The 19,448-nt window shown below is 54.1% G+C and carries 26 protein-coding genes; 10 read left to right on the forward strand and 16 right to left on the reverse strand.

The window, feature by feature from the left end; genetic code table 11:
- Positions 1–141: 141 nt before the first annotated feature.
- Positions 142–423, reverse strand: a complete 282-nt coding sequence (locus Pla52o_RS15650; protein ID WP_146595521.1) for a hypothetical protein — start codon at positions 421–423, stop codon at positions 142–144.
- Between the two features lie 68 nt (positions 424–491).
- On the opposite strand from Pla52o_RS15650, the gene Pla52o_RS15655 reads away from it, so the two are divergent.
- The 6 genes from Pla52o_RS15655 to Pla52o_RS15680 all read left to right on the forward strand — a co-directional run bounded on the left by Pla52o_RS15655 (position 492) and on the right by Pla52o_RS15680 (position 8,356).
- Positions 492–974: a hypothetical protein gene (locus Pla52o_RS15655; protein WP_146595522.1), complete on the forward strand. Its 483-nt coding sequence runs from the start codon at positions 492–494 to the stop codon at positions 972–974.
- Between the two features lie 236 nt (positions 975–1,210).
- Positions 1,211–3,598 carry a heavy metal translocating P-type ATPase gene (locus tag Pla52o_RS15660; RefSeq protein ID WP_146595523.1) on the forward strand — a complete coding sequence of 796 codons (2,388 nt, stop codon included), beginning with the start codon at positions 1,211–1,213 and terminating at the stop codon, positions 3,596–3,598.
- A gap of 197 nt (positions 3,599–3,795) precedes the next feature.
- Positions 3,796–5,298, forward strand: a complete 1,503-nt coding sequence (locus Pla52o_RS15665) for a TolC family protein (RefSeq protein ID WP_231612388.1) — start codon at positions 3,796–3,798, stop codon at positions 5,296–5,298.
- Positions 5,299–5,394: 96 nt separating this feature from the next.
- Positions 5,395–6,909, forward strand: coding sequence for a copper oxidase (locus Pla52o_RS15670; protein ID WP_146595524.1), 1,515 nt, complete (start codon positions 5,395–5,397; stop codon positions 6,907–6,909).
- A gap of 126 nt (positions 6,910–7,035) precedes the next feature.
- Positions 7,036–7,323, forward strand: a complete 288-nt coding sequence (locus tag Pla52o_RS15675) for a metal-sensitive transcriptional regulator (protein ID WP_146595525.1) — start codon at positions 7,036–7,038, stop codon at positions 7,321–7,323.
- A gap of 1 nt (position 7,324) precedes the next feature.
- On the forward strand, positions 7,325–8,356 hold the full coding sequence (locus Pla52o_RS15680) for a potassium channel family protein (protein WP_231612389.1): 1,032 nt from the start codon (positions 7,325–7,327) through the stop codon (positions 8,354–8,356).
- 7 nt (positions 8,357–8,363) lie between these two features.
- Here the strand turns inward: Pla52o_RS15680 and Pla52o_RS15685 are convergent, their stop codons facing one another.
- The 5 genes from Pla52o_RS15685 to Pla52o_RS27465 all read right to left on the reverse strand — a co-directional run bounded on the left by Pla52o_RS15685 (position 8,364) and on the right by Pla52o_RS27465 (position 11,565).
- Positions 8,364–9,098 carry a heavy-metal-associated domain-containing protein gene (locus Pla52o_RS15685; RefSeq protein WP_231612390.1) on the reverse strand — a complete coding sequence of 245 codons (735 nt, stop codon included), beginning with the start codon at positions 9,096–9,098 and terminating at the stop codon, positions 8,364–8,366.
- 4 nt (positions 9,099–9,102) lie between these two features.
- On the reverse strand, positions 9,103–9,549 hold the full coding sequence (locus Pla52o_RS15690) for a MerR family transcriptional regulator (RefSeq protein WP_231612391.1): 447 nt from the start codon (positions 9,547–9,549) through the stop codon (positions 9,103–9,105).
- A gap of 363 nt (positions 9,550–9,912) precedes the next feature.
- The gene (locus Pla52o_RS15695) at positions 9,913–10,245 is read right to left on the reverse strand and encodes a hypothetical protein (protein WP_146595528.1); all 333 of its coding nucleotides are present in this window, start codon (positions 10,243–10,245) and stop codon (positions 9,913–9,915) included.
- 154 nt (positions 10,246–10,399) lie between these two features.
- On the reverse strand, positions 10,400–10,705 hold the full coding sequence (locus Pla52o_RS15700) for a hypothetical protein (protein WP_146595529.1): 306 nt from the start codon (positions 10,703–10,705) through the stop codon (positions 10,400–10,402).
- Positions 10,706–11,211: 506 nt separating this feature from the next.
- A complete protein-coding gene (locus tag Pla52o_RS27465; RefSeq protein ID WP_146595530.1) occupies positions 11,212–11,565 on the reverse strand; it encodes a hypothetical protein in 354 nt (117 codons plus the stop codon).
- A gap of 139 nt (positions 11,566–11,704) precedes the next feature.
- Here Pla52o_RS27465 and Pla52o_RS15710 point away from each other — a divergent pair, with 139 nt between their 5' ends.
- Together Pla52o_RS15710 and Pla52o_RS15715 are read left to right on the forward strand one after the other, a co-directional pair.
- Positions 11,705–11,947 (forward strand): ribbon-helix-helix domain-containing protein, encoded by a 243-nt coding sequence (locus tag Pla52o_RS15710; RefSeq protein ID WP_146595531.1) that lies wholly within the window; start codon positions 11,705–11,707, stop codon positions 11,945–11,947.
- Positions 11,947–12,168: a type II toxin-antitoxin system RelE/ParE family toxin gene (locus Pla52o_RS15715; protein ID WP_146595532.1), complete on the forward strand. Its 222-nt coding sequence runs from the start codon at positions 11,947–11,949 to the stop codon at positions 12,166–12,168. Before Pla52o_RS15710 ends, Pla52o_RS15715 begins: the two co-directional genes overlap by 1 nt.
- Positions 12,169–12,366: 198 nt before the next feature.
- Here the strand turns inward: Pla52o_RS15715 and Pla52o_RS15725 are convergent, their stop codons facing one another.
- The 4 genes from Pla52o_RS15725 to Pla52o_RS15740 all read right to left on the reverse strand — a co-directional run bounded on the left by Pla52o_RS15725 (position 12,367) and on the right by Pla52o_RS15740 (position 14,105).
- The gene (locus Pla52o_RS15725; protein ID WP_146595534.1) at positions 12,367–12,807 is read right to left on the reverse strand and encodes a DUF7684 family protein; all 441 of its coding nucleotides are present in this window, start codon (positions 12,805–12,807) and stop codon (positions 12,367–12,369) included.
- 244 nt (positions 12,808–13,051) lie between these two features.
- Positions 13,052–13,351: a type II toxin-antitoxin system RelE/ParE family toxin gene (locus Pla52o_RS27930; RefSeq protein ID WP_146595535.1), complete on the reverse strand. Its 300-nt coding sequence runs from the start codon at positions 13,349–13,351 to the stop codon at positions 13,052–13,054.
- Complete coding sequence (locus tag Pla52o_RS15735; RefSeq protein ID WP_146595536.1) at positions 13,344–13,556, reverse strand: addiction module protein; 213 nt, start codon at positions 13,554–13,556, stop codon at positions 13,344–13,346. Before Pla52o_RS15735 ends, Pla52o_RS27930 begins: the two co-directional genes overlap by 8 nt.
- Positions 13,557–13,703: 147 nt before the next feature.
- Positions 13,704–14,105: a thioredoxin domain-containing protein gene (locus tag Pla52o_RS15740; RefSeq protein ID WP_146595537.1), complete on the reverse strand. Its 402-nt coding sequence runs from the start codon at positions 14,103–14,105 to the stop codon at positions 13,704–13,706.
- Between the two features lie 180 nt (positions 14,106–14,285).
- Here Pla52o_RS15740 and Pla52o_RS15745 point away from each other — a divergent pair, with 180 nt between their 5' ends.
- Both Pla52o_RS15745 and Pla52o_RS15750 read left to right on the forward strand, forming a co-directional pair.
- Entirely contained in the window at positions 14,286–14,534 is a 249-nt protein-coding gene (locus Pla52o_RS15745) for a ribbon-helix-helix domain-containing protein (RefSeq protein WP_146595754.1), read from the forward strand.
- A 4-nt stretch (positions 14,535–14,538) separates the two neighbouring features.
- Positions 14,539–14,823 (forward strand): type II toxin-antitoxin system RelE/ParE family toxin, encoded by a 285-nt coding sequence (locus Pla52o_RS15750; RefSeq protein WP_146595538.1) that lies wholly within the window; start codon positions 14,539–14,541, stop codon positions 14,821–14,823.
- A 222-nt stretch (positions 14,824–15,045) separates the two neighbouring features.
- Here the strand turns inward: Pla52o_RS15750 and Pla52o_RS15760 are convergent, their stop codons facing one another.
- The 6 genes from Pla52o_RS15760 to Pla52o_RS15785 all read right to left on the reverse strand — a co-directional run bounded on the left by Pla52o_RS15760 (position 15,046) and on the right by Pla52o_RS15785 (position 19,371).
- Entirely contained in the window at positions 15,046–15,255 is a 210-nt protein-coding gene (locus Pla52o_RS15760) for a hypothetical protein (protein ID WP_146595539.1), read from the reverse strand.
- A gap of 157 nt (positions 15,256–15,412) precedes the next feature.
- Positions 15,413–16,411, reverse strand: coding sequence for a DUF1963 domain-containing protein (locus tag Pla52o_RS15765; RefSeq protein WP_146595540.1), 999 nt, complete (start codon positions 16,409–16,411; stop codon positions 15,413–15,415).
- Between the two features lie 634 nt (positions 16,412–17,045).
- On the reverse strand, positions 17,046–17,444 hold the full coding sequence (locus Pla52o_RS15770; RefSeq protein WP_146595541.1) for a hypothetical protein: 399 nt from the start codon (positions 17,442–17,444) through the stop codon (positions 17,046–17,048).
- A 158-nt stretch (positions 17,445–17,602) separates the two neighbouring features.
- Positions 17,603–17,938: a hypothetical protein gene (locus tag Pla52o_RS15775; protein ID WP_146595542.1), complete on the reverse strand. Its 336-nt coding sequence runs from the start codon at positions 17,936–17,938 to the stop codon at positions 17,603–17,605.
- Between the two features lie 224 nt (positions 17,939–18,162).
- Positions 18,163–18,438 (reverse strand): hypothetical protein, encoded by a 276-nt coding sequence (locus tag Pla52o_RS15780; RefSeq protein WP_146595543.1) that lies wholly within the window; start codon positions 18,436–18,438, stop codon positions 18,163–18,165.
- 594 nt (positions 18,439–19,032) lie between these two features.
- Positions 19,033–19,371: a hypothetical protein gene (locus Pla52o_RS15785; RefSeq protein WP_146595544.1), complete on the reverse strand. Its 339-nt coding sequence runs from the start codon at positions 19,369–19,371 to the stop codon at positions 19,033–19,035.
- Between the last annotated feature and the right edge of the window lie 77 nt (positions 19,372–19,448).

The following is a 19,448-nucleotide window of genomic DNA, read 5'->3' on the forward strand; positions in this document are numbered from 1 at the left end:
GGCCCACTTGCCGCCGGCCCAACTCGTCGCGGCAAGAATAAAACTCGCCGACTTGCAAAGCGCCTTCCTGGCGATTGCCTTGAAGAAACAAGCTCGGGGTGACGTAGCAGCCATTGGCCGCAGCACTCATCTAAGCAAGTTTCACGAGCTCGATTGAATTGCTGATAAAACGCGGTTCGCTGTTGAGTACTCAGTCGCTTCACGGCGGAGCGCCAATCCGCGTGGCGAGCGCACGCCGAGTTGCATCGGCCAACCGAGGCGTTGCCGATCCCACAGGCACAGCGTTTTTTTGGGGATCGAATCACAGGCCTGCATACGGATAAGAATGTCGCCCCCAAAAAACATGGGTCGCTGAAAATTCGGCAAACGCGTTCGCGATGGGTACGCCAATTGCAACAATACGGTTTCACAAAATTCAGTCATCGCTCTGTGACATTCGTTAGGGGCGAGAGCATGCCGTTTAACGGAAACAGAAATCGAGGAACTTTACGATGAATCTCGAATTGTTAACGACCTACCTCAATGATCATCGTGCCGGAGCGACTGCGGCGACCGACATGCTCGAGCGACTGATCAACGAAAATCAAGGGGAACCGCTGGGCGACTTCGCCACGACCCTGTTGAACGAAATCGAACAGGACGAAGCGGAGCTTGAAGGTCTGATCAAGCGATACGACGCCATGCCTGGGGTGGTCAAGCAAGCGGTCGCATGGGCCGGCGCCAAGATGACAACTCCAAAGATCGGCCGAACCATGGCGGGCGATTTCGGAAACTTTCAAACTCTCGAAATTCTATCGATAGGCATTCTCGGCAAACGTGCGTTATGGCGGATGCTGCAATCTCTGAGCGATCCGGAATTGCTTAGTCTCGACTATGGACGGTTGATCGAGCGAGCGGATTCGCAATTCCAGCAAGTCGAACAGTGGCGTCTCCGCATCGGCACCATGGCGATGAACAGTACCGCGGCGGTATGAGTCAGTGCGATTCGGATTCACGTCCTAAGCAGGAAGCAGATAGGCAACACTCCCAAACTCGATCACATCGGGCACACACCGTTGCCGTTTCCCGTAGGTAAAACGCACGTGTGATCGTAGCGGACCTCGCGAAGCGAAAATAAAGGAAATGCGAAGCGGATGCATCCGGCATGCAACTTGCATACGGGTATGGGGTATACGCCCATTTGCCGAACTGGCACACCGAAAGATCGATCATGTCCACCACTGAAATCACCGCCGTGGATCCTGTCTGCGGGATGACGGTCAATCCAAACGAATCGCTACATAGCGAGCACAACGGAAAACTGTATTACTTTTGCAGCCAGGGCTGTCAGAAAAGATTCGAGGCCAATCCGGTCGGAGTGCTAACCGAACGCACTGAAAAGGATTTAGCTAAAACGCACGCAACGGCAAACGAATCGTCCTCCTGCTGTCACGGTTCCGGTCCTGGAAAAGGCTCCGCAAGTAAGACGCCGGCCGACACGGACGCGATCTACACTTGCCCGATGCATCCGGAGATCGAGCAACAGGGGCCGGGCGATTGTCCGATCTGCGGTATGGACTTAGAGCCCAAGTTCATCGACATGGCCGACCATGGCGATGACGCTCAGTACGCTGACATGAAACGTCGGTTCTGGGTCGGCGTTGTCTTGTCAGCGCCGCTACTGGTGCTCGCGATGGGGCCGATGATTGGGCTGCAGATCGCCGATTGGATGTCCAATACGGTATTCGCTTGGTTGCAATTAGCATTGGCCACGCCGGTGGTGTTTTGGTGTGGATGGCCGCTATTGGTGCGTGGCGTCAAGTCATTCCACAGCATGAATTTAAACATGTTTTCGTTGATCGCGGTGGGAACTCTGGCGGCCTATTTGTTCAGCCTGGTCGTTGTCCTGCTGCCTGGCGTGATTCCCGAAGCCTTTTTCGAAAACGGAGTGCCGCCGCTGTACTTCGAGGCCGCCGCGGTGATCATCACGCTGGTGTTACTAGGACAAGTATTGGAGCTTCGCGCACGACAGCAAACCGGGGGTGCGATCCGTGAACTGATGCAGTTAGCCCCCGAGACGGCACATCGCTTGACCGACGATGGTGAAGAAGAGGTCTCGCTTGATTCGGTTCATAAAGGAGACCGTTTGCGAATTCGACCGGGCGAAAAAGTTCCCGTCGATGGCCGTGTCGTTAGCGGCAGCAGCAGCGTGGACGAATCGATGTTGACGGGCGAACCGATCCCCCTGCAAAAATCCGAAGGGGACGAAGTCACCGGAGGAACGCTGAACCAAACCGGGGCACTCGTGATGGAAGCGGTCGGTGTCGGTGGCGATACGGTGCTGAGCCGGATTGTGCAAATGGTCGCCGATGCCCAGCGGAGTCGTGCCCCGATTCAAAAATTGGTCGACGTCGTGGCTCGTTACTTTGTGCCTGCTGTGATTGCGTGTTCCGTTCTCGCGTTTATCGGTTGGGCGATATTTGGCCCCGAACCTCAATTGGCACATGCCTTTGTCGCCGCCGTTGCCGTGTTGATCATTGCTTGCCCCTGTGCGTTGGGATTGGCCACGCCGATGTCGGTGATGGTCGGTGTCGGGCGTGGTGCAAAGGAAGGGGTACTGATCAAGAACGCCGAAGTCTTAGAGGTGATGGAAAAGGTCGACACGATTGTGGTCGACAAAACGGGCACGTTAACGCAAGGACGTCCCGAGGTGACCGCGATCGAAACGTTCGCTGGAGCAAACGAGCCAGAGATTTTGGCGTTGGCTGCCGCAGTGGAGACACAGAGTGAACATCCGCTTGCCCAAGCGATTGTGCGACGTGCGAAAGAGAACGCCAGAGAACAACTCGAAGCGACGGACTTCAACAGCATCACCGGCGGTGGCGTGCGAGCCAAGGTCGATGGACGCGACGTGGTCATCGGAAAAGCTGACTTGCTAATCGAGCAAAACGTCGATGGCGTCGCAGCGGGGCGTGATCAGGCGGCAAAGCATCAAAACGAAGGAGCGACGGTGATCTTTGTCGCCGTCGATGGCACGTTGGCCGCCCTGATGGCGATCACCGATCCGATCAAACCCAGTACGCCGGCGGCGCTCAAAACGCTGCATGAACTCGGTTTAAAAGTCGTGATGCTAACGGGCGATGCCGAACGGACGGCCAAAGCGGTGGCCACGAAGCTAGGGATCGACGAGTTTCATGCAGGCGTTTCACCCGAAGAGAAACACGCCTTTGTACGTAAGCTGAAAAGCGAAGGCAAAACCGTTGCGATGGCTGGTGATGGGATCAATGACGCACCGGCGCTTGCCGAAGCGAATGTGGGCATCGCAATGGGAACGGGGACGGGCGTCGCGATCGAATCCGCCGGCGTGACCTTGGTTGGAGGTGACCTGCGCGGTGTCGCGGCGGCGAGCAATCTGAGCCGGAAAACGATGAGCAACATTCGCCAAAACTTGTTCTTTGCGTTCATTTACAACGCGCTTGGAATCCCCGTTGCCGCGGGACTGCTGTATCCGTTCTTCGGGATTCTACTGAGCCCGATGATCGCCGCTGCCGCGATGAGTTTCAGCAGCGTGTCGGTAATCGCCAACGCCCTGAGACTGCGGGCCGCGAAATTGACGTGAATCGAGCCGTGTTGGCACAAGGTTCGCAAACCGTCGCACGAGGGTGCCGCTCGCAATTTACCCATTCCGCATAACCGGAATTTTCTTGCGTTAACGCTCTGCATTGGATAAGACCACATGTACCTAGGGTGGGTATCGCTCCGATACCGTTCTGTGGGCAACGAGGCCCCCCCGAACTGTCGAAGGAGCGTGACAAAGTGAAACGACGTTTTTCAAAATCTCGCATGTTATTGGCACTCGCACTGACGGGAACCGCATCGCTGGCCTCGGCCCAGAGACCGGATCCAGGGAAAACGTTCGTCCCTCCGCCGCCTGTCCCTGAAGCTCCGTACGGGTTGAGCGACCTGGACGCATCCGGTCCGCTGTTCCCCGACGCGCAGCTAGGGGATGACGCCTACTCGATGGCTCCGCCTCCGGTTATCGTTGATGGACAAGTTGTTGACGGCCCAATGTCTCAAGACTTCAATGTCGTCAGTCATTCGCTGAGTGACTTCTTGGCACTGGCCGCACAAAACAATCCGACCCTCCGCCAAGCACGGTTGCAAATTTCCGGCGAAACAGCCAAAGCACTGCAAGCCGGTCTGTATCCAAACCCAACGCTGAGTTACAGCGGCGAGCAAATCGGCTTGGACGTGCCCGGGGACAAAGATTCACCCGGTGAGTTCCAAGGATTGTTGGTCGAGCAACGTTTCGTAACCGCGGGAAAACTTCGTCTGAGTCGCGAGAAGTACATGCGCCGTGCGCACGTCTCCGAACACCTTGCCATCGCTCAGCAGTTCCGCGTTTGTAACGATGTGCGAGTCCATTTCTATCGAAGCCTCGCGTCACAACAAATACTCGAGTTGCGTCATGAACTGCTGAAGACCGCCGAAGACGGTGCGGTCACCGCTCGCGAATTATACAATCAAGGCCAAGCAACACGCCCCGAGGTTCGGCGATCGAACATCACTCTGCAGCGAGCTCGATTGGACGTATTGACCGCCGAAAATCATTATCGCGACCAGTTTCGTCAACTGGTTTCGCTCGTCGGTGTCGACGTCGCCATCGCGCCCGTTACTGGATCACTGATGCCTGAAACGGAGCCGATCTCGTACCAGCAAGCCGTATCGACCCTGCTGGCCGAAAGTCCCGAGTTGATGGCGGCTCGTGCGAAACTTGCTGGCGACCGAGTCACACTGCAACGCGAGCGAGTCGAGTGGGTGCCCGATATCGTGGCCCGTGGTGGATCAGGATACAACTTCGATGCCAAAGAAACCGTCGCGGTCGCAGGGGTCTCGATTGAACTGCCAGTGTTTGACCGCAATCAAGGCACGATTCGCCAGGCGCAAGCGGATTTGATGCGTCAGCAAGAAGAGATCCGCCGCACCGAACTCAATCTGCAACGTCGCTTAGCAAGCACGTATCAACAGTATTTAACGTCGCTTCAGATCGCCACCGAATACGATCGCGTGATTATCCCCGAAGCTGAAATGGCGTACGAAGAACTGCTGGAAAGCTACAAGGACAACCGCGTTGATTGGCCCGATGTGCTGTCGGCTCAACATGACTTGTTCGATGCACGGCTGACACAGATCCAACAACTTGAGATGGTCCGGCGAAACGAGGTACTCGTCCGTGGATTCATGCTGCATGGTGGCTTGGATGCGGCACAGGGATCGACACCTCCGGGCCATATCGATGCAAATCCGAAGCCGCGGTAGGGGGTGAAGCCAGTGAGGGGTGAGGAGTGAGGGAGAAGGGAGACCGAATGCGAAAGGAGTCGACATCATTACTTTTGCAACAAGAGAGATTGAACGATGCCGAACAACGAAGCTCGTCGCCAATTCTTGAAAGCCGGTTCGCTGGCAGCCGCCAGTGGTCTGTTGGCGGGCGCTGCCAGTGCCCAACAGCCAATGGACATGAAAGAGATGCCGATGCCCCACGGGCATGCTGGTCATTCCGATAATCCACAGCCGAAAGTGCCCTCGGACTCGGATGTCCAAGCCGAGATGGATGGTTTCTCGCGTTTCAAACCGAGTCGCGGCAACGACCCCGATTCAGACTACTACCTGGGCAAATTGATGCCAGGATTTCGTAGTGCCGCTGCGGGACCGGCTCCCTTTGAAGCTCCCGACCTGACCAAATTGCCCTGGAAAATGGTACGCGGAGCCAAGGAGTTTCACTTGGTCCCGATGGCGGTCGAGCGAGAGTTTTTGCCGGGCTACAAGATGAATGTCTACGGCTACAACGGCAGCATGCCAGGACCTACGATCGAAGTGAATCAGGGCGATCGGGTGCGGATTGTTGTGACCAATGAATTGCCCGAAGCGACGACGACGCATTGGCACGGTTTTGAAATGCCGGTCCAGTACGATGGCAGCGAAACGTTGACTCAGAACCCGATCGAACCGGGCAAGTCGTTCGTTTACGAATTTGATGTGCACGAAGAAGGAACGTTCTTTTATCACGCCCACGTGCCGATGCAAGAAGCATTTGGCAGCGTCGGTTGGTTCATCGTCCATCCTCGCAAAGTTTTTGATCCGCCAGTGGACCGTGACTTTGGTTTGATTTTTCAAAACTTCTTTATTGAGCCGACTCAAACCATTGCCGACAGTTGGCGGATGGATTGGAATTGGCATACGATCAATGGCCGCAGCGGTCCCTACACGACACCGTTGGTGGTCAAGCATGGCGAACGAGTCCGCATTCGTTTGCTCGATTTTTCTCCGATGCAACATCATCCCATTCATTTGCACGGACATACATTTTGGGTGACGGGACACGAGGGGGCACGGATTCCAAAATCGGCTTGGATTCCTCGTAACACCGAGTTGGTGGGGATCGCTCAGGCTTCGAATTTTGAGTTCATCGCCAATAACCCAGGCGATTGGATGTTCCACTGTCATATGGTTCACCACATGATGAATCACATGACACGGCAAGTCGGTCCGCGGATTCGCAAGAACGAGTCGATCGATCAGTACTTGGCTAATACCCAAAGCCGCCCGCCCGTCGATGCAACTCGTGATGACCCGGGGTTTGCCACGCCGGGGTACCCACAGGAAATGAAGGGCATGAACATGTCCGATGCAATGATTGACACGATCTGGGATCGTCGCGAGGTCCAAGGGATGCGGGCGATGTGGCCGATGTCGATCATGGGCTTGATGACCGCCCTGCGAGTGTTACCCGAGGATCTGTATCACAAGGTGATGGAGACGGATGAGGCGGTCCCCAAAGGGAGTGTCTTTGAAGAAATTGTGCGTCGTTTCGGCGACCCGGCGACCTACGAAGCGGGCCCCAAGAAGATGATGCATGACATGAAAATGTAGATTGCAAGCGTGTTCACTGCCGAAATGGGCGTCCACTGCCGAAATCAATTTGGCGGGGTACAATGGGTCTTTTCCCCAGGGCGAATAAGCCACTCATTTCGCCTCGTGCGTTAAACCCCCATTGCCATGCTTGATGACGAAGAAAAGAAGAAATTAGCCAACCGTCTGCGGCGTGTCGTGGGTCAGGTTGAAGCGGTGGCTCGCATGATCGATGAAGATAAATACTGCGTGGATGTGCTAATGCAGTTATCCGCCGCCACCGGTGCGCTGGGCAAAGTCGGGCAAATCGTACTCGAAGAACACCTAAGGACTTGTGTGACCGAAGCGATCGAAAACGGCGACGCACACGATCGCGACGAGAAACTCGAAGAGCTAATCAAGCTGTTCCGCAAATACGCTGGGGTCATCGATTGACGTGACATTTTGGGTCTGCACCCTCGCCGGCTTTCTGCTCACTCTAATCGGAGTCTGGGAAACGTTTATGGCGGTCCTGCACCCAAGGGCCGTGGTGGGTCCAGTCACGACCATCATCAACCGCGCATTTCATTGCGTGGTGGATGCATCAACGATCAAACACAGTCGCTGGGTTGTCTTCACCGGCCCCGTGCTGATTACGGTCCAGGTGCTGTGCTGGGCCACCTTGCTATTGATCGGGGTTAGTTTGATCGTTTGGCCTCAGTTGGGCGAAGGCATTGTGCAAAATGGCGACAAGCCCATCGATCCCTCGTTCAGCACCGCAATCTATTACGCGGGGTTTACCATCACCACACTGGGGGTCGGTGACTTGGTGCCCCAAAACGTCGCAATGCGAATGTTGACGATCACGACGGCGGGGCTCGGGTTCAGCTACTTCACGCTGGTCCTTGCCTACGTCATCTCGATCTATTCCAGGTTGGCTCGCCGCAACCAATTTGCCTGCGAAATCGATTATCGGACACAGCGGACCGGCGACAGCTTAATTTATTTGAAGCCCTACCTGGTCGGCGACGACCCCTCGTTAATCCATCAAGATCTGTACACGCTCGCATCCCACATGGCCGAGTTGCTCGAGTCACATCACTTCTATTCGGTGTTGCATTACTTTCGCTTCAATGAACCGCGGTACGCGATGAGCCGGATGTTGCGATTCTGTTTGGAAGTCGCCTCGCTGCTGAAGGCATTGCGTGAAGCGGGAGGTGCAAATGCATCGTCGATCTCCGAGCCCGAAGAGCGTCTGTGGCACGCCAGTCGACAGATGCTCGACGACACCAGCAAACATTTCATCGTCCATCCCTCAACCGATCACGAAATCGATACTTCGATCGCCAAGCGTTTGTATCAGCAACTACAGTCCGTGTCACCGAATTCCAGCCCCTCCGATCCAGCGAATTTCATCGCGGTGTATACCGAAACATGCAAACTGTGGTCCCGCGATCTGCGTTCGCTTGAAATCGGATCGGGGGATTAGCGGTCACTTACATTGCCAACATCACTAGCGCCATCGCGATCATCACACTGTTCTCGATGATGGTGACCGCCGACATCGGCAAATTGAATGCGGTCCCCAGACAAGCACACTGAATCGCTTGCTTCTTTCTGACCGCCGCAATCACTCCCACCAACCCGATGCTCATCACAATCGCGGTCACGACGTTCGCCGCCATCAACTGCGTCCCGGTGACAAATAACAACCCCAGAGTCACTTCGATCCAAGGGTAAGCGAGCGCGTAGGGACGTGATCGGCGGGCGATGATATCGTAGGTTGAAAAGGCGTCGGCGAATTTTGAGATATTCAGCAACTTGAAAAACGCAAACCCCAAAAAGAAGAATCCCATGAAGTAACTCATCGCACGCGGCCATTGCCAATCATCGTGAATGGACTCAACCAACACCGTGGCGCCAATCACATAGCTGACGACAAGGAACAATGGCTTGTACGTCGCCAAGCTAAACGCGGGTTTTGCTGCGGGGGTCGCAATCGCTACGGTTTCCGGTTCATGGGGAATGACCGATGCAGTAAAACCCGCTTGCCCGATCAAGTCAACGATATGCTCGGGGCGGCCTTCGGGAGCTAGTTCGACGTGAATCAGTTTTCTCGGATCGCTCAAATCCGATTTCCATTGCCGGACACTCGGTTCGTTGTCCAAAAAGGGAGTGACCTTGCTGAGGCATCCACCGCAGGTCATCGAGGTCGAAAACGTCGTGTTCATGATTTCATGTTCCGTTGTGATTACAGGTGTTTGTTTCACCAACGATTGCTTCAATGATGGGACAACCCGGGACTCTTCCCCGACCCGAGCAATCGTGAACAAGCTGAGAGAGCGTGGCTTCCATCTGTTTAAGATCCGCAATTTTTTGCTGGATCAAACCCAACTTGGCTTCCGCCATTGCTTTTACTTCCCGCCGTGACGCTCCGGGCTGCTCGGACAATCCAAGCAATTCTTGGACCTCGGCAAGCGTGAATCCAAGATTCTGAGCTCGCTTGATAAACCGAATGCGATCCACCGTCGCGTCAGGATATTCGCGAAAGGATGTCTTTATCGGCGTCGGCTCGTCGATCAATCCGCTGCGTTGATAAAAGCGAATCGTCTCGACTCCTACGCCGGACGCCTTGGCAACTTTCCCGATCGTAAACCCCGCCATCTCATCTTCCTCCACCACCTATTATCGACTCCGTACAACAGTACAGAGTCAAGTGTAATTTGATCGAGTTAATAGAAAACGTTATGTCCCCGCGCTAGACCAAAGAAACCGTTCGATCTCCACGCCCGGAACAAAGTGCCCATAGAACCGAGGGAAATCGTAACCCACGTCTCAAATGTGCCGACGACGGTGTCCCTCAAACAACCTGCGAGTTCTCAAATGGCTCAAGCATAGTGCGGACAACGGGTTGTGTGGCCGACGCCGCCCCTGATCGACGCGAAAGGCGTTGGCCAGCCAAACGATTATACAACGAGAGCCCGCGTGGAATGACGAAGGAAGGCGTTTGCGGCATGGATGCCGCAACTCCGCGGCCACACATTGCTAGGCGTCTTGAGCGTCCGCTCCCGTGTCAGCGTCCGAACAACGTTCTTCGATAGCAACAATGCCAAACCATCTTTCGATCCGGCGCCGACAACGATTCTCAAATGCAGCTTGGGTATTGGTCGTGCGACGACGAATACCAGATTCAATTACAACTGTTCTGCCGACAAGGATAAAACCATAAAGAATCGCTGACACAGCACAAATCAATCTGTAGTGTGGGAAGACGACGTAGATCGCCAAGAGCAACAGAACGGCGAAGACGGCCGAAACAATCGTTGCCAAATGATGGCGATTCTTTTCATGTCGCGGATGCGGTTTGGTGGTCATCACCTCTGTCGCCTAACGGAAGGTTTTTACGTCACCGCCCTATACGAAGCGAGTGACTATGAACTAATGAAATTGTACCAACGCGAACGCCCGTTGCCACAGAGCGAAGGTGATCGCGCAGCGACTAGCGTAAAAACCATGTTGGGCGACCGTCGCATTACTCTTCACGCCATTCATGACCGATGAATTCACAGTCACAAGTCATCAATTGGAAGTTGCATTTTGGACATTGCTCGTAGTCACAATCGAAACTATGCAGCTTGCCATGAATGGTAGAGCAGTGGCGACACGGCCCATTGCGAGATTCGATTGGCGTCCGAAACGTCTCGGAGCCGTATGGGATGCGTACGTAACTCCCATCAGCGTCGCGGACCACCGTGTCGCTCTGTTCCGCGATTAGAGCTTCCGCCCAGTCGCGAGTCATCATTTGGCCAAACAATGGAACCAAGTCGTCGTCGCTCATTTGCGGTAGGTCGCCAAACGGAGTTATGTACGACTCGGTGCCGTACTTTACGGGGAGGAGGCCCCACGCTGGAGACTCGCTTCTGATTGCCACGATTCTATTTCATTCTTGCTGGCAAGGTACTGTGGGGTGCTAATAAGTTCAGTGTGTAGGAGTTGACCTTGCTAAGCATCGCTTCATTGATCAATCAAGCGAAGCTGAATTTACAGGAAGATGAGACACAGAAAAATGGTCAGCCCCCAAATGCAGCATCATCATTTTTCTGTCATCCATTTTCCTGTATTCTCCCGACCGCGTAATAAAGTAATACTCGGCGAAACATTTAAGCGGAGTAGTGCGATGCATCGAGCTGCACTCCCCGCTAGCGTTTCGTAGTGTCACGCGACGTCGCGTTGACGAACCAGCCGCCTCCCGCCACGAAGCGGCTCGCCTTGAACATGAGGTTTGGATCAGGCTCGTCCCTCGCTGACCCAAAACCCTAAGCAGTTATGCAACGGTGCGTGATCTCAGAGTTGCCCAAGAGGGAGTAGGTAATTGGAAAGCATCGCAATGCAGGCAATCGCAAAGAATAGCCATGCAGCAACGTGTACGCGGACGCGGATGAACACCGGCATGAGAATCAGTGTGGATACCACAACCACGGACCACGAGAATGCAAAGTTGCGGGCGGTCGTGATAATCGTCGTGTACCAAGTCGACTGCCACGCAGAGTAATTCGGAACGGCCAACGCAAAGAATGCAGCGGTGAACGCGATGGCAGCGAAGGCACCACGAATCGTGAACTGTGGATGGACGTTACGCGGTTTGCTGCTAATTGGTTGAGTCGGCCAACGGAAGGGTTTGCCGACGGCGATTCTCAACGAAGCGAAAGACGTCGAATAATCAGATCATTCTACCACCGCTAGCCCACGTGGCCTACAATGGAAGGCGTGCCGAAGGACCGTGCGGCAAAACCATGTTGGACGACCGGCGAACCTCGGAATTATGTTGGAGTAGACAATGAGCACTGGTATCCCAAACAGTATGGAGCCATTCGTACAGAGAATGGTCGCTGGTCGTCGATATTTAAGTGAGCAGGAAGTGGTAGCCGAAGGGTTACGAATGCTTGAGGCTCGTGAGACCCTTCGCGAGGAAGTTGCGAAAGGCTTTGCGAGCCTTGATGCTGGAAAGGGTGTACCAGCAGATCAGGTGTACTCCCGCGCAGAGAAACGTATTGCAGAGATTGAACGAGGAGAGAGGTAATGGCCAAGGTCGTCTACGCACCGGAAGCAGATGACGACCTGGAGTCGATCGTGGACTACATCGCACGAGACAAGCCACAAGCGGCGAGAGATTGGCTGATGGAGTTGCGAACTACTTGCGAGACGATTGCAACCCAACCGGGTGTAGGCGAGGAACGGAAAGGGTTCGGAATTTCGGGTTGCAAGTCGTTCAGTGTTGGGCAGTACGTGATATTCTTCTGACCGATCGACGGTGGAATTGAAGTATCTCGCGTCATCCACGGAAGCCGCGACTCGTAATACGATAGGTCGCCCAACGGAAGGTTTTTACGCCACCGCCGTTGCGATGCCATTCAGTTTTGAACAACGAGCGATTCTACCACCAGAGGGCGGCTTGAACAAACGACAGCGGTGTGCCGAAGGTCTAGCGTAAAAATCATGTTAGGCGACCGAACACTCGCGTTGAATCTCGGCCAACAGCGAATCATCGCGACCAATGGAGAGCACGAGGAAGTTGACAAATGTGTTGTCGTTGTAGGCCGTGGTATTGAGAAAGAAGTTGGCGATCGAATCAATGGATTCGTTGTCGTGCCACGTTGTCATCACAAATTTCTCGGGGGTCAGCTCTGGGTCGAGCTCCAAGTTCGCGTAGTCTACCGAGTCGTCCCAAGAAGAGCAGTCATGCCCCATGCAGACCGCATATCGACAGCCGAACCTGACGAGGGCGAGACTGATTGCGTATTGATCGGAGGAAGAAATGTCGGCGTCATTGTTGACGATCAGAGCGACGAATGCGTCACCACCAAAGGGCGCGGCATCGAGCGTGTACGGCGGGGCCAAACAAGTATGAAAAACGGCTTTACCGCTTGCGCTAGTGGCCAAGTTTTCCATTGGATTCGGGTAGGTCGCCTAACGAAAGGTTTTTACGACATCGTCGTAAACGAAGCGGGTGACTTTGAATGAAGATAGATTCTACCAATGCGAACGCCCATTGCCAAAGAGCGAAGGTGATCGCGGACTTGCACCAGATGGGACGCGACCGAAGCGATCGACGTGACCAAACGAAATACTCCCCAACGACGACAGCCGCGACTTTGCGTGAAAACCATGTTGTACGATCGTCACGCTACCGCTTTCGTCCACGCCACTTCGCAGGATCGGACGCGGTATGAAACACACCGAGCACTTCCGTTGCAAGTCTGGAATGTTCAAACACAACAAGGTACGGATACCGATCAACACGGGCGGCTCGCAATGGCGGGTCAACCATACCATATGATTCGGGCCGAAGCTCAACAGCATCAAGACGAGAATCAACCGCAGCCCGAAAACGGCTCCCCAGTTCAGGGGAAATATTGTCATACCAATTCGCGGCCGCCTCAAGGTCATCGGCGACTAGTGGATGAAAGCGAAGCGGTTCAGCCATTGACTCGCCGCCATAGCTCGTCTCGATCAATGGCAATTGAGGGATCAGCCTTCAGCTCCGCGCTGCGACGTTGTGCTTCATCTCGCTGCCACGGCTGAAGAACCACCGGCTCGTCGGACGCACCGATGTCGTCCCAAAGAGCTTCGACGATGCGGAGTTTCTCGGATACCGGAAGTTTCCGGAGGTCAGTTAGGTCGATACTCATATAGATTCACCTAGGGCGTACAACGGAAGGTTTTTACGACACCGCCGTTGCGATGCCATTCAAGTTTGAACAACGTGAGATTCTACCACCGGAGGGAGGCTCGAACAAACGACAGCGGTGTGCCGAAGGCCTAGCGTAAAAACCATGTTAGGCGACCGGTGAATCGGCGGAAGCGTCACCACGAGTGATGAGTTCAAGCAATTCAGTGGCGAGCGGGTTAATGTCGCGCAACCCACAGATATTGCCCGCGTGTTGCCCGCCGACGAATACCGACAGCCAAGGAATGTTGAGGACGCCAACAGATTTGGCAAAGTCAAAGCACGAAGGATCGTCGATGTTGCAGGACGTGAAATGAACGGAATCCGGCAAGCGGTCGCGAATCTCTGTGAGTCGTGAATCCATGGGTGGGTCAACGCCATTCCAAACGGCCCAAAAGTGGACGATGACAATTGGGTGAGCCGTCAAGACATCCGCGATAGTGTCGGAAGTGACCGGCGGCGATGACGGAGAGAAGTTAGCGACTGGACGATGCATTGGGGTGTCGGTCATGGCCAATACGGTAGGTCGCCTAACGGAAGGTTTTTACGACATCGTCGCCACCGAAGCGAAGATAGTCTGAATCTATTTTTGATTGTATAATGAAGACGCGGTCGAATCCACGGCGAAGATGTCCCCGAAGGGGCCTAGCGTAAAAACCATGTTATGTGCCCCTGCGCATTGGAGTGAATGATGAATCTTAATTTGCCGAGTGACATCAATGCGTTTGTAAAATCGTTAGTTTCTGAAGGTCGATTCGATTCGGAAGAAGCGGCGATCATTGAAGGCGTCCGGATGTTAATGGGGCGTGAGCAGTTGAAAGCCGAAATTCAAGTTGGTATTGACCAATTAGATAACGGTCAGCACCTGGATGAAGAAACCGTATTCGCAGAAGTGAACGCAGAAATCGACAAGGTCGAATCTACGCAGCAAGGAAGCTGATCTTATGCCGAGGCTTCGGTACTCCGCACAATCGAAAGACGATTTGAAACAAATCGCTCGATTCATTGCCAACGACAAGCCCGATGCTGCACGGCGATGGGTTTCCAAGCTTCGCGAGAAATGTCGACTCGCATCACAGCACCCAGAGATTGGAGATGAGCGTCCAGAACTGGGCGAGGGAATCCGGTCGACCTACCTGGGCAGCTACGTGATATTCTTCCGACGCACCAATGGATTCGTGGACATCGTCCGTGTCATTCGTGGCGACGTCGACAAACCAAATATCTAGGGGCACATAACGGGAGGTTTTTACGTCACCGCACTCCACCGAAGAGCACGACGTTGAACTACGAAAGATTTTACCAAAGCCAACGCACGTCGCCAAACAGCGAAGGCGATCGCGATTGCACCAGATGGCACGCGACCGAAGCGTTTGACCGTTAGTCACCGAAAGACTCTCCAACGACAATAGCCGCGACCTTGCGTAAAAACCATGTTGTACGACCGTCTACTACCGACGCAGCAGCGCGTTCGCCAGCAGGCCGAAACTGCACGCTGCGGCAAACATCAGAATGCCACCACCAGTGTAGTCGTTTGCGTTTGCCATAGCGGCGACACCGCCGATGGTGGCGATAACGCCAACGGCGATAGAAGCGAGTACGGCGCACCCAATCAGTTTGGATCCAGGTTTGTCTGGCTCATTCTTCGGTGATGTTGCCATGTGAATCGGTTAGGTCGCACAACGGAAGTTTTTTCGACACCGCCCTAAACGAAGCGAACGATGTCTGGACTACGAGAAATTGCACCAACGCCGGCCCGCGTGACCAACCAAGGAAGGTGTGCCGAAGGCCTAGCGTAAAAACCATGTTCGCCGCCGCCTACCCCTGAGTGACCTCGCAGGCGAGGTTTGAGAAATCGCGATTCGCCAAATCTTCGTTGCGGATGAAAACGTACATCGGGTCTGCATCGTTTATGTTGAGATTCATCTCGAAGTTGGAGTCAACTCTCAATAGCAAACGCCATTCATCAACATGCGATTGAATCATCTCGCGATTTGAAGTAAGCCACACAACACCATCATGCATGTCGCGATACATTGCGACTAGGCTCTTGTCATCACGCCATTCTTCAATGTAAGCCTCGTATTCTTCCATCGAATCCCAGTAGTCGTTGTAGACGAGCGGGCGTTTGCCAAGTAGTGCGAGCACCACCTGGCGATAGAGGTTCTCCTGGTCGTCACCAGGATTGGCAAATCCAAGCAACTGTCCAATTTGCCCATCAGCACACAAGTCAGATTCAAGGTCCATCAATCGCATTTCACCGTCATCGTCGTCAACTTCGGCCGTGTTCTGTTCGACGTGAGAACGAAACTGCTTGCGATAGCTAGCGATTGAAACCGACGGGACAGCAGAAATTCGTTGCGGAATTAAGTCAACGAGGTATTCGTTGCACAGGGATTCAATTGGCGGATTCGAGCGACGTTCTAACTGCGAGGTGTCTCCGTCGTAGAAGATTGTGTCAAGGATGGCAGGGCTGGCTGCAGCCTCCATGAAGCGAACAAAGATGTACAGAACGCCCGTTTTTGGGAGAACGTCATCACCGTCAACGTTCGGCAGTTCGGCGAAATTGATTTGTGCGACGAAGTTCGCAAAGCGGGCATTGTCGTCAGGGTCAGTGGGCCAGGACGCATCTTTCGGGAGATCGGGTTCACCACCAAACCGAGTGTTGCCAGTCGTGGAGAAATCATCCGTTTCAGTGGCAACGATCGACAGGCACGGTGCGGCGTTGGCACGGATAGCGTCACCAACCGATTCAAGGCTGTGACTCGCGATCGCTTTGTCGAGGGATTTCAAAAGCGTGGGCGAAAGTTCAGGCATGATTTCAGAGAAGACTGGCGGCGGCTAACGGAAGTTTTTTACGACACCGCCCTGAACGAAGCGGGCGATGTTTGAACTGCGAGAGATTGTACCAATGCCAGCCCGCGTTGACGAAGTTAGAAGGTGTGCCGCAGGCCTAGCGTAAAAACCATGTTACGCGACCGAAGACTACGGAATAGAGTTGAGATATGAATAGCGAAAGGCACAGACGAGGCAGACGTGCAGACAAGCAACGCCAGCCCAGCCTACAAATTCGTTGACGACATTGTTTGGATTGGCAGTGAAGATGATAGCGGCAGACAACAGGCACCCGGACGCAAGCAGGAAGAACAGCAGTGCGGTCGTTCGCAACCACCGTGTAGATGGTGAAATGGGTGGACGCTCAAAGGACTCAACGGCCTCCAGTGCCTTTCGGGTCGAACCAGTCAGAAGGTCGACTGCGATTGCGAGTAAAAACGTAAGCATCTGCTTTACGGTAGGTCGCGTAACGGAAGGTTTTTACGTCACCGCCATGAACGAAGCGAGTGACCACGTGAAAGTGAAATTGTACCAACGCGAACGCATGTTGCCAAAGAGCGAAGGTGATCGCGAAGCGACTAGCGTAAAAACCATGTTGTCCGCCCGTGAACCGGCATTACGGCCAGCGAAAATCAAACTCGCCGCAATACGATAGTTTAGAGGTTGAGCGAAGTGTTGCGTCAAAGCCACCGAGAGCATTCGGAAACACCAGAAGCAGAATGTTTGCGTCGGGAACAGCGGATTGAACAACATTCAAATCGCCATCGTTGACCAAGTACGTTTCAAGATATTTGTAGCGGCGATGCCCGTCGATGGTCTCGATGAAGTCCGAATCAAGGTAGGCGTCACCAAGGTCATTGCGAAAACCCCAAACCGGGTTGCGATCCTCCCACGCCGCGTACTCCTCGTCACTGACGGAATCGTCCGGTTTGGGCTCCCATTGCGCTTCAGTGTAAAGGCAAGCGTCAGCACGCGATGGAAACGAACCAGTGAAGACGTGCAGTTTGCCTGCCATCAGGGAAGACTCGGTGCGGACAACGGAATGTTTTTACGACACCGCCCTAAACGAAGCGAGTGATGCCTGAACTACGAGAAATTGTACCAATGCCAGCCCGTGTGACCAACCAAGGAAGGTGTGCCGCAGGCCTAGCGTAAAAACCATGTTGTGCGGCATTACGGTGTCCATGCGAATCGGCCATCTTTGTACCGCGAGGAGTTGTCGGAGGCCAATTTTTTAGACCATGAGCTGTAGGTTGAACTGTATTGCCACCATTCATGCGTGTGGTCTTCGGGAACCGGATATTCAGCTCCAACAACAGGTTCGATTGTGTCGCTGTGAAGACTCCACCAGCGGTAAACGCGAATCAAGACGCGTCGATTGCCGCACAAATGGCACGATTGGCTAGACGTCTCGCGCCAGTGGGGCGTGGTTGGAAGAAGCAAAACGAGCAATGTCACGACCACCGCAATGACGCACCATTCCGATTTCGTTGGGTAGCGAAAACGCATGAACGATTGCCCGCACAACGGAAGGTTTTTACGACACCCGCCCCGAACGAAGCGAAAGAGTGTCGAATCGCCAAACATTGTACCAACGGATCGCCGCTTGAACAAAGAGCGCGGGTGTGCCGCTGTCTCCATCGGAGAAGAACGTCACCGAAGCGATTGACGTTCATGGCCGGAAGATTCTCCAACGGTGAGCGGCCCAGCGTAAAACCATGTTGTGCGACGTTTTACTCAGAGGGAGTTTCATTTGGAGGATCGGCGTCTGTGGCCAGCCAATCACGTAAACGCAGGCCGTTTATCGCAAGATAGACCAACCCAACGGCCGACATCACCGCCAGTTGAGGGCCGATCGCCTCTCGAACGTTTTCGCGGAACGTGTAGTCGTTCGCACCGAACGCGGTGCCGATTGCGCGAGCAAGTACCATGAAAGGCACCAAGAGGAAGTATGGCAACATCATCACGGAATCGTTTAGGAGAACGCGATACCATTTACGACGTGCCATAGGATTACGCTGAGTCGCACAACGGAAGGTTTTTACGACACCGCCGTTGCGATGCCATTCAAGTTTGAACAACAAGAGATTCTACCACCAGATGGAGGCTCGAACAAACGACAGCGGTGTGCCGAAGGCCTAGCGTAAAAACCATGTTGTACGCCGTTCACCGCCGCAAAATATGGCGTGCTGCCCAATGTGCGAGTGCCAGCGTGCATCCAACGCAGATTGATGCTGCTGCAATTCCCCAAAACGAGGATGGCAGAGCGTGAATTACGGCTTTCAACTCCTGTGTTGGGCGAGAGTGTTTCCCAGACACGACAGCAGGAGCCATAGCGAGAATGATTGCAGACATGATGACGCCAACAACGCCGGTTTCTGGCACCGACAAACGGACACGCTTACCTTGCTGATTGCCGATTGGACGAGACGTTTCCGGATCGGGAGGTGAGTATGGATTTTCCATGAGGCGCACAACGGAAGGTTTTTACGTCACCGCCGTAAACGAAGCGAATGACTCTGAATTGCCAAATAGTTTACCAACTAAAACCCGCGTCGCGAAACATGGAAGGTGATCCCGAAGGGACTAGCGTAAAAACCATGTTAGGCGACCGGCGACTGAGGCCAGTCATGATGGAGATAGCCAACCAATTCATGTGCATCGTCGTAAATCTCGAAACGATGCCGGAGGCTTGCATCCGCGAGCACCTGTGACACGCGGCCAGCATCACGCAACATTTCAGAAAACGTGTCAGCCTCGAATTCAATTTGCGGGTCGCCCAAATCGCCTCCATATTCCTGAAGGACAAAGTGGTCGAAATCATTGAGGCAAATAGAATAGCGCCCAACAGTCACGGTGAGTCCAGCGCGGGTGAGAATACTGGCCATGTCGTGCATTGACGGCCAGGAATCGAGTTCGCCAAAGAGTTGGACGTCATCCATTTGAGAAGACTGAGGTCGCCTAACGGTCGGTCTGGCCGACGCCGCCCCTCAACGAAGCGGTACACGTTGGCCAACCA

It is taken from the genome of Novipirellula galeiformis, from assembly GCF_007860095.1.
In the GTDB taxonomy this organism is placed as follows: Bacteria; Planctomycetota; Planctomycetia; order Pirellulales; family Pirellulaceae; genus Novipirellula; species Novipirellula galeiformis.